General features: G+C 53.1%; 13 protein-coding genes and 1 pseudogene. 8 read left to right on the top strand and 6 right to left on the bottom strand.

All coding sequences use genetic code 11. The annotated features are described in order from the left end of the window. Nucleotides 1-625: 625 nt before the first annotated feature. The 3 genes from BBI10_RS04140 to BBI10_RS26425 all read right to left on the bottom strand — a co-directional run bounded on the left by BBI10_RS04140 (nucleotide 626) and on the right by BBI10_RS26425 (nucleotide 4,218). The gene (locus BBI10_RS04140) at nucleotides 626-1,555 is read right to left on the bottom strand and encodes a DMT family transporter (RefSeq protein WP_065987033.1); all 930 of its coding nucleotides are present in this window, start codon (nucleotides 1,553-1,555) and stop codon (nucleotides 626-628) included. 1,163 nt (nucleotides 1,556-2,718) lie between these two features. Then, entirely contained in the window at nucleotides 2,719-3,087 is a 369-nt protein-coding gene (locus BBI10_RS04135) for a histone-like nucleoid-structuring protein, MvaT/MvaU family (protein WP_065987031.1), read from the bottom strand. A 636-nt stretch (nucleotides 3,088-3,723) separates the two neighbouring features. Further along, complete coding sequence (locus tag BBI10_RS26425) at nucleotides 3,724-4,218, bottom strand: GNAT family N-acetyltransferase (protein WP_244160307.1); 495 nt, start codon at nucleotides 4,216-4,218, stop codon at nucleotides 3,724-3,726. Nucleotides 4,219-4,509: 291 nt separating this feature from the next. Here BBI10_RS26425 and BBI10_RS04125 point away from each other — a divergent pair, with 291 nt between their 5' ends. Beyond that, on the top strand, nucleotides 4,510-4,842 hold the full coding sequence (locus BBI10_RS04125; protein WP_065987027.1) for a hypothetical protein: 333 nt from the start codon (nucleotides 4,510-4,512) through the stop codon (nucleotides 4,840-4,842). 39 nt (nucleotides 4,843-4,881) lie between these two features. Here the strand turns inward: BBI10_RS04125 and BBI10_RS04120 are convergent, their stop codons facing one another. Next, entirely contained in the window at nucleotides 4,882-5,433 is a 552-nt protein-coding gene (locus BBI10_RS04120; protein WP_208600731.1) for a hypothetical protein, read from the bottom strand. Nucleotides 5,434-5,848: 415 nt separating this feature from the next. On the opposite strand from BBI10_RS04120, the gene BBI10_RS04115 reads away from it, so the two are divergent. The 7 genes and pseudogenes from BBI10_RS04115 to BBI10_RS04085 all read left to right on the top strand — a co-directional run bounded on the left by BBI10_RS04115 (nucleotide 5,849) and on the right by BBI10_RS04085 (nucleotide 11,149). Continuing rightward, nucleotides 5,849-6,100 carry a hypothetical protein gene (locus BBI10_RS04115; RefSeq protein WP_141695110.1) on the top strand — a complete coding sequence of 84 codons (252 nt, stop codon included), beginning with the start codon at nucleotides 5,849-5,851 and terminating at the stop codon, nucleotides 6,098-6,100. Between the two features lie 174 nt (nucleotides 6,101-6,274). After that, complete coding sequence (locus tag BBI10_RS04110) at nucleotides 6,275-6,625, top strand: hypothetical protein (protein ID WP_141695109.1); 351 nt, start codon at nucleotides 6,275-6,277, stop codon at nucleotides 6,623-6,625. Between the two features lie 451 nt (nucleotides 6,626-7,076). Further along, a complete protein-coding gene (gene tnpB, locus BBI10_RS27890) occupies nucleotides 7,077-7,412 on the top strand; it encodes an IS66 family insertion sequence element accessory protein TnpB (RefSeq protein ID WP_065987020.1) in 336 nt (111 codons plus the stop codon). 63 nt (nucleotides 7,413-7,475) lie between these two features. Further along, nucleotides 7,476-9,008 (top strand): annotated as a pseudogene (tnpC, locus tag BBI10_RS04100) (IS66 family transposase). Nucleotides 9,009-9,029: 21 nt separating this feature from the next. Further along, nucleotides 9,030-9,611 carry a nucleotidyltransferase family protein gene (locus BBI10_RS04095; protein WP_065987018.1) on the top strand — a complete coding sequence of 194 codons (582 nt, stop codon included), beginning with the start codon at nucleotides 9,030-9,032 and terminating at the stop codon, nucleotides 9,609-9,611. Between the two features lie 447 nt (nucleotides 9,612-10,058). Next, the gene (locus BBI10_RS04090) at nucleotides 10,059-10,451 is read left to right on the top strand and encodes a hypothetical protein (protein ID WP_065987016.1); all 393 of its coding nucleotides are present in this window, start codon (nucleotides 10,059-10,061) and stop codon (nucleotides 10,449-10,451) included. 440 nt (nucleotides 10,452-10,891) lie between these two features. Then, nucleotides 10,892-11,149 (top strand): hypothetical protein, encoded by a 258-nt coding sequence (locus BBI10_RS04085; protein WP_065987014.1) that lies wholly within the window; start codon nucleotides 10,892-10,894, stop codon nucleotides 11,147-11,149. Nucleotides 11,150-11,265: 116 nt separating this feature from the next. On the opposite strand, the gene BBI10_RS04080 is transcribed toward BBI10_RS04085, so the two are convergent. Together BBI10_RS04080 and BBI10_RS04075 are read right to left on the bottom strand one after the other, a co-directional pair. Continuing rightward, the gene (locus BBI10_RS04080; RefSeq protein ID WP_347876460.1) at nucleotides 11,266-11,616 is read right to left on the bottom strand and encodes a DoxX-like family protein; all 351 of its coding nucleotides are present in this window, start codon (nucleotides 11,614-11,616) and stop codon (nucleotides 11,266-11,268) included. Nucleotides 11,617-11,663: 47 nt separating this feature from the next. Further along, nucleotides 11,664-12,116 carry a thiol-disulfide oxidoreductase DCC family protein gene (locus tag BBI10_RS04075; protein ID WP_065987010.1) on the bottom strand — a complete coding sequence of 151 codons (453 nt, stop codon included), beginning with the start codon at nucleotides 12,114-12,116 and terminating at the stop codon, nucleotides 11,664-11,666. Nucleotides 12,117-12,223: the final 107 nt, after the last annotated feature.

The following is a 12,223-nucleotide window of genomic DNA, read 5'->3' as shown; positions in this document are numbered from 1 at the left end:
CCGGTCGTCAAGCGCTTGTTCAGCGGCGCAAGTAGGCAGACGGTCGAATAAGACTGACGGCCGCATTTCCCCCTTCGCCATAACCTGCTGGTATAACCATTCCTGGCTTAAGCTTGGAAGTCCTAGTGACCTAGGCGCGGCCCACACCCTTTTTGCTACTTGAAGCACTGGTGAGGGCAATCTAGCAAGTACTGCGCATTGACGAGCCTCAACGGATCTGTCACAGCATGGCACCGATAGCGGACATCTCGGCTACCAGTGTGGATAACTTTTGGTTCTTAACGACTAGATGGATATCAAACACACGCCATTAAACTCCCCAGTAATGCGCGCTACCTGGAGAAACGTATGAGGTTCACCGGCATGTATATCTAACTCTGCCATTGAAGAACTTTATTTCCGTGTTGCAATTAATGAGTTCAATGCAAGCGTTTGAAATATTCAGCGCGGCTCTGTTACGGAGAACTGCTGGATCCGCAAGGGTGCGCACCGCGCCGTCTCTGTTCAGATCATGACGGCAAGCAGCAAGGCAAGCAGGCATCACTCTGAACACAAACCGCCGCTTGAGATCGCTACTCTAGGCTAGAGCTGTCTGCCATTTATACAATTTAGAGAGTTTAATGTATTATTTTTCGCTACCACATAATCTCTTTAGACGAAAAAAAATAAGGAGTTGGTGGCGGTTAATCAGCCCAATCGAAACCCCAAAAATTACAAGCGCCATTGATGTAACCTGCCCGGAGCTTATACTTTCATCGAGTATAATCACCGATAGCAATAAAGTGAAAATTGGTATTAAATTAAAATACATTCCGCCTTGCGTAGCGGTAACAGAGGTCATGCCGATGTTAAAAAGAATGTAGGCTCCCGCTGTGACTATCACCCCAAGATAAACAACTGCTACAACACTTTGCAAGCCGATTTCGCCGGAAGCATCAGAATCCAACCATGCAAAGGGAAGAAAAAATATTGTACCAATAAAGCTCTGAACACCAGCAAGAAAAAATGGAGAATAATCACCGGACAGCTTTTTCAGCATTATTGTATATCCTGCAGCGCAAGCTATTGCGAACAGCTCTAGCAGATTGCCTTTTACAGGATTCACTCCATGCTCACTTTGAGCACCGTACAGGTTTAAGACAATTACTCCTAAAATTGCTAGCCCCCCCCCCACACATTGGAACAGTGTCGGCCTTTCACCAAAGAACATTAGGCTAAAAATTATTATGAAAATAGGCAGGAATGCGAAAACGATTCCCGCCTGCGATGCTGTTGTGTATTGAAGCGCGGTAGTTTCGCACATAAAATATAAACATGGTTCAAACAGCCCCATTAGCAACAATAGAAAAATATCCTTTCGCGCAATGCGGGCACATCCTTTGAACCTCCAAAATATCAAAAAGAAAATGCTTCCCAACACCAATCGAGAGAATATTAATAAAAAAGGCGTTATTTCCAGTAAAGCTATTTTTACAGCAATAAAAGCACTTGACCACAGCATCATTGCCAATATTAAACAGACACAACCCTTCAAACCTTTGATTGTCAACTTCATAAGCTTCATCCTTGTATCAACAGTAATCGACGACAAAACATCGATTCAATCCAAATTTGTGACTTCATGCACGGCCTTGCCGAATCCTATCTAACTAACCTCATTGGCGATATTCGCGTAGGATACATGCACGTCAAAAATACTAGCAGCTGAAGTTGTTTTTCACAAGCCTCGATCGGCGCCTGATCTAAAGAATCGCGCGGAACATGTCGGTTAGCAATATTAAGTTTTCTCGAGTTACCACTTTGAAATCTGCGCCTTTCTCATCTCATAGCAAAAAAGGGGCACTGATCGCAATATATTTAAGTTACTTTCCGATTATTATAGCTAACTCCAATGTTGGTTGGTAATAGAAAAGGGCGCCCCGATAAAATTGAAGGCCAAATTCTCCTGCCGCAAGGTGATTGGACAGTGTTCGCGCGCGTTGTCTCGCGTCCGTTACTAACCAAGGCCCACTCTGTAAGATCGAGGCAGCGGCGCACGCTCGGGTTGCTGCGCGCTCCAGCGTGGGGTACGGGAGAGTTTTACTCAGAAATAGATCATAAGCGGCCCGTTGCCTAGAGCCAGCTTAAGACCGTGTTTATCGAGATCCTTGACGTTATTGTACGATGAGCCATTAGCCCTAAACTCCTAAATTGCGATCTCCAGGCACAACATTCGCTGGCCGGTAAGACGGGTGGGCAGATCTCTGATGTTCGACAAGCTCACATATCGGCGCGGGCAAATGTCCTAGCTGCCGATATCAGCTCAGCCCGGAAATCACGGAAAATTACCGAAGCTGAGACTGAGCAGATAACCAACCGTGTCAAGGATATGCAGCTGCAGAATCAAAGCTTGGTGACCCAGCAGGGATTCTTGAACGCCTCAGTGAAAGCAAGTTTCGATCGAGATTTCGACCCTATTGCAATTCGGTGATGTCGATGACGACAAGTGGACGATGTCGTACGTCGCGAGTGCTAGCAGCTTGGTAATCCCCCGGTGCGATAGCTCGACAGGGCCCACGTGAACTGCCACGCGCGTTCAGTTACGGGGGGGCGCTTGATATACTTCCGGTTTGAAGGGCGCATCTCGGATGATCGCCGCTGTGCTTTCCTCTTATTGGGTTAAAAGAAATTGGAGATCGAAAAAAACCGTCTTATGACGGCTGATTCAAAATCAATAGCTCACCTGACGAGCCAATTCTCGACCTCATCGCCGAACTGGCCTTTCCAAGCTTTCAGAAGCTTGTGGTTGCCGCCCTTGGTTTGAACGACCTCACCTGTCAGCGGGTTTTTATAAACCTTCATTTCGCGGGCCTTGTGAGTCTTTTTCTCGGCAGCGACTGGAGCAGATTCCCGACCACTAGCTGCCTGCGGATCGAGAATGCCGACAACTTCTCTCATGCTGAAACCGTATTCACCCAGCAGGCCGCGCAGTTTGCTTTCAAACTCGATTTCTTTCTTCAAACCACTGTCGTTTTTCATCGTTTCAAGCTCGGCGAGCTGAGCTGCGAGCTGTTGTTCCAGTTTGCGGAATTCGGCAAGACGCGACATGTATAGCTCCCAGGATGTTATGACATCACCGATGTTAGCCGTTCGCGTGTGAGCAGTCACTTGCTCAGTTTGCTACGGTCGCGCAGCTAGCGCACTTGGTTGACCTCGATCACGTAGGGTTCTCAAGGTACGGATCGAAACTAGATTATCAGCGCCAGGTGAGCAATTGTTCTTAAAGCCAGCCCAGTAGCGCGTCGACTTCAATACGCTCATCTGCACCGCTTTTTTTATAAACAGAAATTGCATGCGGGAGATGAACACTTTCTTCACAAGGTTGCATCAAAGCCCCCTCTTGAATAAGCTTCCCGGCAGTTCGACGCCATCCTAATGCAATCCCATGCCCTGCGGCTGCCGCCTGAAGCATCAGCGGCTAGCTCGAGAACCTGTGGCACGATCATATCCAATTAGGCAGCTCGACCGTTGGTGCGATAGACAAAACCAGGTCGTTGGCCCCGTTACGCCGAAGACTGAGCGGGTCGAGCTGATAGCCAGTCTGCGACAGCTCGCATTGATAGGTATCATTCTCAGGGCGAAGTTCGCGCAGGTCCAGGGATGAGATGGGCCTCCAGTGAGGAGCATGCGCAGCAAGCCAAGCGCCCAGCTTTCTGGCTGTGGTATCGGCGGCGCCGTGAGGCGTCAAGCACAGCACTCATACGTCAGATAATCATGTGCGCCGGTACCTGTGCATACAAAGCCAAAGCGCTCATACATGAACCTCGCAGGGTTGTCTGCTCGCACAATCAGGCGCAATCGACTAAAACCCTGATTCTTGGCATCTAGCGCAGAAGCTGACAACAGCGCTGTTCCAACACCGCTACGCCTGTAGCTTGGGTCTACATTGATTGTGCAAATCTCGGCGCAATTGTCCTCCTGAGTCCTAAGTGAATACCCTGCAAAATGATCGCCCATGACCGCTACGTTTAGACGATGGAAATTATCCACCCAGCGTGTCAGGTGCTTCTCAACTTGGGAATTCCAGGAAGCCTCGTGGTCGGGCTCCCAAGAACGGATATAGCTCTGCTCTCCTCGGTAGATGGCCGGGAGATCGGCGACAACTGCTTGTCTGAGTATGAGTGTCATTTCCAGCTCTTGATCCAGCGTGAGTGGAGCATCGCCCGTTTGATCTCTCAAGCTAAACTCGCTTTGAGCCTGAGCTCACTTAAACCCGCGGCGTGCCGTGAGAAGCGCAGTCGCCCGCTATACCGCTCAATGCCCACATACGAAGGCCGCCCCCTTCCCGTTAAAGAACATCTGTGCAAAAGCAACGACGGCAAATACATGCTTTGAGAGAGCTCACCCCCAAGCAGAAGCCACTTCATTGATTTCGAGCGCTGTTGACGCAATCAGAACAAACCACTGATTCCTATCAATGTCGGGCTAGCTGCTAGAATGCACATTGCTCCATGACTACCGAGACGCTATATGAATCAAGAATTGACCGAAGAAGACATGCGTCGCGCGCTGTTCGGGGATCCGATCACCCCTCCTCCGCAACCGCAACCCATTGAGGAAGAAATCGTCCCGGATACCGGGACAATTTCCCCGCTCAAGCCACCATCAAAGAAGAAGGCCGCCAAAGCGTTTACGCCAAGGCTTAGGGTTACACTGCGGGCGGGCAATGAGTTCGAAGGCGAAACGTTCGAGCTAACCCATGACGCCGACACACTGAGCACCCTCCTCGCCGAACAGGAGGCGACGAAAGCTGCTCGAAAAAAATACAGGTATGTCGAAGTCATCTCTGTCAAACCTGTGTAGCTCAGACACCTCGATCACGCCCGAGACTTGAGAATACCACTAGGGTTCATTGGTAATTTCCCGGTATCGATACTGGTATTCCTCATAGCTAATCCCTCCATTCTGCTGGAGCTCGTAGATTTGCTCATCTTTGCTTTTGGGGCCCAGCATCGTTGAAGAAGCGGGAACTGGGGCACCGGGGGGCGGGATGTACACCGACGCTGAAGATGACGTGCATTTGGTAGAACGAAGCTTGTCCAGCTCCGCCAGCCGTGTAGTGGCACTGGCCAGCGCATTGTGCTTCTCCATGGTGTTTCCGATACCGAAGTCACCAAGAAAAGACAGAACCGACCGACCGTCAAACCCGCTCTCCTGGTTGACGTGCTGGATAAAGCCCTTAACCTTTGCCTGCTCCAAATCGATTTCCCTGCAGCTCAGCGAAGTCTTTTCGAAGCTTGTCAGATCAGGCTGCCGTCCATAGTTCTTTGTAGAGCATCCGGCCAAAGCGACTGCGGCGACAATGACGCCCAGAATTGCCAAGCTCCTTGAATACATATCGATTCCCTGCGGCAAAAAGTGGGTTGAATGTTCATGGCCTAAAATCAGCACCATCGGCTGGCAGCGTCGTCTTCAAGTTTGGCAGCCTGGCAAATTAGCATTGCCCACCTGAGCAACCACAGCACAGTGCGACGACTTCCTCGTCTGATCGTTTCACGTTTCCCCAATCCAGTGAAGCTATTGCACAGACAGACATGGGCAGATCACGATCATGCAGTCATCGAGCAGGAAGGCGCTAGGTGGCGCGTCATGCTGAGCCCTAAGGCAATCCATAGGCACGGCGGTAGGCGGGCCCATCTAATCGCACTCCTTGATATCTCCCTTGTGGTAGCGTTTAGGAGCGAATGCCTAGGTAAACGCAGGACAAATAAGCAAAGGCCAGCGCGTCTTCACTCCTGTCAGGCTTAGAACGGGAGCGATATAGACGTGACCCCAAAAGCATCGTTAGAACATGGATAGGTATGAGCCAGTGAACAAATCAGGAATCACGAACGCTCCGACTGAAGAGCTTATCAAGAGCATGAGCCAGGTCGCAGCGACACTGCGTAGCTCTTTCACTTTGCTACTGAGCGCAGCGGTAAGACTTGCTGAGGCTGGACAGGACGAAGAAGCCAGCGGGCTGGTTAAGCTGGCCAAGGTTATTGAGGACGCCGAAGACACAATGCGCATCCACACCAAAGATGCAAGTGAAGGGAAGATCGTAAAGCTCAATCTGCATTGAAGGACAGGTTTGAACACAGCCTGAATACGATTCACATCAGCCTGTACCTCAAGGGTAGGGCCTCCTCAACGCATGGAGCATGAAATATGGCACCAAGAGCCGCTTTTACAACCTCATACCCACCGCTGATGCTTTGTTCCCCCGTGCCGCTTCAGCTTTAGAGGATTTTTCCTAATGTCTGCCACAGCATGTATTACGTGGTTGCAATGGATTTTGGGGATGATCGCTACGGTCGTGCTGGTTCCTAACATCATGCTTCCTCCCGCATCTAAAAACGTGGATCACCCCTCAAAATACTGGCGGCTCTTCTTCCGGGTCATGGCGGTCTTGGCGAGTAATTTCTTCTCGTGGTGGGTGACTTTCCTTTGCCTATTCGCGTGGTTTGGGGATCTGGATACCGGTGACATGGATGAAACTGCACGTGCACTCCTGGCATTGATCATTCCAATACCATTGCTTGTGCCTTTCTACTGGCTCCTCGTTAAAGCGGCGCGTAAGGCTGAGCGCGATCGATCTAAAGCTTGATGTCAACGGACGCAGACTAGCCGAGCGAGCTCAAAGTCCGCGCATGTTCATCGTAGTCCTCGCTGAGCTGTCAGACGGTATGTCCGCACCAGAGGATGCCGAGCGAGCACACGGAGGCGATTCGTCGAGCTGTTCAGTCGCTTGCATCCAAGTTCCAAACAGCTTTCGCTGACTCAACGGCAGTAGCTAGCACTTCAAAGGAGAGCTGATCGTCCAGCACGCCCGGCAGCCACGGCATCAACGCCAATGTCATTCGCAAATGGTTGCCGCTTTATCGAGACCGGCCCGCAGCAACTTCACTACCGGCATTTATCCCGCTAAAAGCCGCACCTAAACGGCCAGTCGAAGCGTCAGTGATCATTGAGATGCCCATGGCCGGCCAATTGATAACGGTGAAATGGCCAGCCTCGGATCCTGAGGGCTGCGCACAATTCATTCGGGCTGTCGCTCAATGATCCGCATCGATGCGATCTGGCTGGCTACCGAGCCGATGGACATGCGCGCCGGCACCGAAACGGCATTGGCACGAGTAATCGCGGTGTTCGGTGCGGCGAAGCCGCACTGCGCTTATCTGTTCGCCAATCGCCGAGCTAATCGAATGAAAGTGCTGGTGCATGACGGCGTGGGCCTCTGGCTTGCAGCGCGGCGGCTGAATCAAGGCAAGTTCCACTGGCCCGGCATTCGTCATGGCTGCGAGGTCGAACTCGACAGCGAACAACTCCAGGCTTTGGTGCTGGGCCTGCCGTGGCAGCGCGTCGGCGCAGGCGGTTTGATCAGCATGCTGTAAACGCCGGCCATTTGGCCGGTCTACTTGTCGTCGTTATGTGCCTGCTCTGGCACAATCGGCGGCATGACTTTCTCGCCCAACCTCGACCAGATGACCCCGGAACAGCTTCGTGCCTTGGCGGTACAGGCGTTGCAGTTGCAGTCCCAGGTCGAGACGATGGGCAGGAAGATCCAGAACGATGAAACCATCATCGAACAGCTCACGTACGAAATCGCCCTTCTCAAACGGCACAAGTTCGCCAAGCGCAGCGAGCAAATCAGCCCGGCGCAAGGCAGCTTGCTGGATGACCTGCTCGATACAGACCTTGAAGCTATCGAGGCCGAGCTGAAACAGCTTCTTCCCGCTTCGTCACAGGCCGAGCCACGGCAATCGCCCAAACGTGCGCCATTGCCGCCGCAGTTTCCGCGCACTGTGATTCGTCACGAACCAGAAAATACCCAGTGCGCCTGTGGCTGCCAACTTCAGCGCATCGGCGAGGATATGAGCGAAAAGCTGGATTACACGCCAGGCGTGTTCACGGTCGAGCAACATGTGCGTGGCAAATGGGCCTGCCGTCAGTGCGAAACTCTGATTCAGGCGCCGGTGCCAGCGCAGGTCATCGACAAAGGTATTCCAACCGCAGGCCTGTTGGCCCACGTGATGGTGGCCAAGTTTGCCGATCATTTGCCGCTGTACCGACAGGAGAAGATTTTTGGCCGCGCCGGGCTGCCAATTGCCCGCTCGACCTTGGCGCAGTGGGTCGGACAAACCGGCGTGCGGCTTCAGCCACTGGTCGATGCACTGCGTGAAGCCGTGCTGAACCAGTACGTGATCCACGCCGATGAAACACCGGTGCAAATGCTTGCGCCAGGCGAGAAGAAAACCCACCGGGCCTATGTCTGGGCTTACAGCACGACGCCGTTTTCAGCGCTCAAAGCGGTGGTTTACGACTTCAGTCCAAGCCGTGCTGGCGAACATGCGCGCAACTTCCTGGGCGACTGGAACGGTAAGCTGGTGTGCGACGACTTCGCTGGCTACAAAGCCGGGTTTGAGCAAGGCATCACTGAAATCGGCTGCATGGCTCACGCGCGTCGCAAGTTTTTCGATCTGCACGTGGCGAACAAAAGTCAGCTGGCCGAACAAGCTCTGCACTCGATCAGCGGCTTGTACGAGGTCGAGCGCCAAGCGCGGGACATGAGTGATGAAGATCGCTGGCGAATACGCCAGGAAATGGCGGTGCCGATCCTCAAAACACTGCATGACTGGATGTTGGCCCAGCGCGACTTAGTGCCCAACGGATCAGCCACAGCTAAAGCCCTCGATTACAGCCTGAAACGCTGGGTAGCGCTGACGCGCTAACTAGACGATGGGGCTGTGCCCATCGACAACAACCAGGTCGAGAACCAGATACGGCCATGGGCACTCGGGCGCTCGAACTGGTTATTTGCTGGATCGCTGCGCAGCGGTAAGCGGGCTGCGGCCATCATGAGCTTAATCCAATCGGCGCGCATGAACGGGCATGACCCATATGCCTATCTCAAGGATGTGCTGATGCGGCTGCCGACGCAGAAGGCCAGTGAGATTGGACAGTTGCTGCCGCATCAGTGGCAAGCCTAGCTTCAACAAGGTGATATCTGATTGAACAATAGCTCGACAATCCAAGCGATTATTTCGGATGACCCCGTTCGGCGAAGGCTGCTCGAAATAGTACGCTCTCTAAACTTGCCAGACTGCTGGATAGGAGCAGGTTTCGTCCGAAACGCGGTTTGGGATTATCTACATGGTCGCGACTCATCACCGGTCTCAACAGACGTTGACGTCATCTGGTTTGATGGCGAGCGCTGCGCACAGAAACACGATGATGCTCTGGAAGCGCTCCTCAGAGACCTAGATCCGAATGTGCTGTGGTCTGTGAAAAACCAAGCGAGAATGCATGTTCAAAACGGCGATGATCCCTATCATTCAACGACCGATGCAATGCGTTACTGGCCAGAAACTGCCACGGCGGTAGCAGTAAGGCTGCTAGAGAACGGCACATGCGAAATCGCCGCGCCGCTTGGGCTTGATGATCTTTTCGACTTGATCATCCGCCCTGCGGGAAGGTTCGCCACAGAGAAAAATGCTATCTATCAAAAGCGCGTCAAGTCCAAAAGCTGGTTAGAGGTTTGGCCAATGCTCACACTCTTGGAGCTACCTCCCGGCTCTCGCTCGTCAAGGTGACTTAACTGGACGCTTACGAAGCGGGGAAAAGGACTGGTGGTCAGACTAAGCACGAGGGATCTGTTTGGCCTGAGAGCCTGGCCTCGATCAAATCACTACGCTCTTACGTGCGGCATGGCAGAGAACGTCGATGACCGGATCAGCTTGGGCCGTCATGAAGGTCGCTCTGTGCGAGGCTTTTGCCTGTTATCTCTTTTTCTGTCCTCGCCCTCAAACAGACGTAGTCAATGATCAACCGATAGCCGTTTAGGGCTCATAACCGTTGCCTACCTAAGTGAAGCGTAAGCAGTGTACGGATTACCGGCAACGCAGGCATAAGCTGCTAGATTTAATAGGAGCCAGTTGTCTGGATATCTGCGCAGGGAGATATTTCGGGATGTCAGTAGCGCGAAGTTGATGTTGTCTCCACCTCGAATGGCTCATACCTTTTTAACAGAGGAATGACTCATGAAAGCGATTTACATAGCTGCATTCGCAATTCTCCTGATGGGTTGCGCCAGCGGTGCAAGCAGTCCAGCAAAGGACGCTCACTCCCCGCCGCCGCCAGACGCCGTGAAAATCAGCGGTAGCGAAATTACAAATCAATTTATAGGACGTTCGCACCAAAGCGTGACTACGAGCGGGCAGTCTTTCACTGAGATCCTCACAACTGACGGCAAAGCCAAGATTCATATAACAGGAATGGCTGAAGCTGCGGGGAGCTGGGAAATCACAGGGGATGTCATTTGCGTGACCTACACGGCATATGGCGAAGAATGCAGCATCGTCAAAGCGAATGAGCAGTGGTTCTGGTTCATAGACAACGTCAAAGGGACAACGAACAATCGCTTCCACCGCTGATGCTGTCCCGTTACTCCTACCTGCATGCGGCGGCTAAGGTGTTTAAACGGCCGCAAATGTCGTGACGCGGGTCAGCGTATAAATCCGATGCCATCCATTTCAAGCGAAGTGGATGGCATTGCTCATGACTGTGTAACGAACAAGGCTAGAGCTGAAATGTAAGCGGAGCGCGCAGGCGCGAGGATGGAAGCCCGCCAGGGCCAAGACGCCCACGCAGTGAGGCGGCTTGGTTCACGACAGCCGGCCCGACGGGCGCGCACTACAGTGGCAAATAGGCTGGTGGGATGCACGTAGGGCACAAGCATGGTGGGGCGTTTCGTGGGAGGAGACCAGAGAAACCACGAAACGATATAAATCTGCTTACAAACTCCAGATGGATGCTGTGATGGCCGGTTGCCAGCCCCCCCCCCCCCCAAGTCATCACTGCGAGTGCAGCCATCTTGGCCCCAAGCAACGTCAAGCTCCCCTATCTGCGTCTGGCGTACCTATTATGCGGCATCGCCCTCACATTACTTGGCATTGGCGGCCTGATCGTGCATTCGTGGTTCGTTGGTGGGGTGCTGGGGGCAATCGGGTTGACCGCCCTGGGAATCGCCGCGTATCCCGAACGGGAAACCTTTAACCGAATATGGAATGACGGCGCCTGGGTAGACGTGGCAAATCTCGTGGTGCATGTATTGGAGTTTTTGACATCCTGAGCCGGCAGTTAGGTGGTGTTACTTCACCCGAAAGCTTTTTGTTTAAGGGTCAGCTTACCTTCGATGCACGAGCCCCCCAATCAGCACGAGCATCATTGCGTCCTGGAGACATAGGTTCAATCCCGCAGGCTGGGTAGTTCAGTTAGGGGCTGTGCTCGGGTAACCCAAGCGACGGCACAAAGCGCCAGCCCTGCGATATTCAGGCTGACAGGGTTAAAAGCATCAACTAGGAGTGCGGGCTGCACCAGTGCGATATCCACAAGCAACCCCACTAAAACGATAGCGGCGATCGCCAATGGCCCATTGTTCCGGGGTGCGAATAGCAGTAGCGCTGCTAATGCCAGTTCCGCTACGCCTGCGCCACGAGATAGCCAGGGCGCGCCCTCCAGGCCATGGGCCCGCAGCAACAGTTGCTCCCCAGGACTAAGCACAATCAGCTTCGGCACCAGGCCATGGTAAGCAAACATGAATGCGAGACCGCCACGCCCCAGCCAATGTGCTCGGCGCATGGGGGTCATGGCTGCCCCTTGAGAAAGCGACGCTCATGATCTTGAGTCGGCATCAGGCAGACATCGTATTGGCCGAACAACCGATACCTGTTGAGCGCGATACGGTCATAAACCCAGTCCCGCAGCCAGCGTGGAAATACCTTCAGCACTTGAAGGTAGGGCCAAGGGGCCGGCAGCCGACTGATGACCTCAACAAACGCATCCGACCTCACCCAGTATTGACGATCGCGGATAACCGCCATCGTATCGAACGTATCGACGGGTAACCCTGCCCAAGCTAGCAGCGCCTGACCTTCCTCGGACTGAACGGTGGCAAGCCGGACACGGTGATCGCCATCATACCGGATCAAAAACTTCGCCCAGCCATTGCAGAGCTTACAGACCCCGTCGAACAACACTACGGTTTCATCAGGCGCCAGATAGGGTGCAGGGGTGGGACGAGTCAGCGAGGCAGGCATGGGCGGGACTCTAGGGCGATACGATGGCGTCATTCTAGGCGGCAGTAACTGCGCTACAGAACTGTTGATCCATACAGTATCTGGAGCTACTCTAGCAGGAGAACATA

The organism is Pseudomonas graminis (assembly GCF_001705435.1).
GTDB classification, from domain to species: Bacteria; Pseudomonadota; Gammaproteobacteria; order Pseudomonadales; family Pseudomonadaceae; genus Aquipseudomonas; species Aquipseudomonas graminis_B.
The sequence above is the reverse complement of the archived record's forward strand: the minus strand, read 5'-3'. Positions and strand labels throughout refer to the sequence as shown.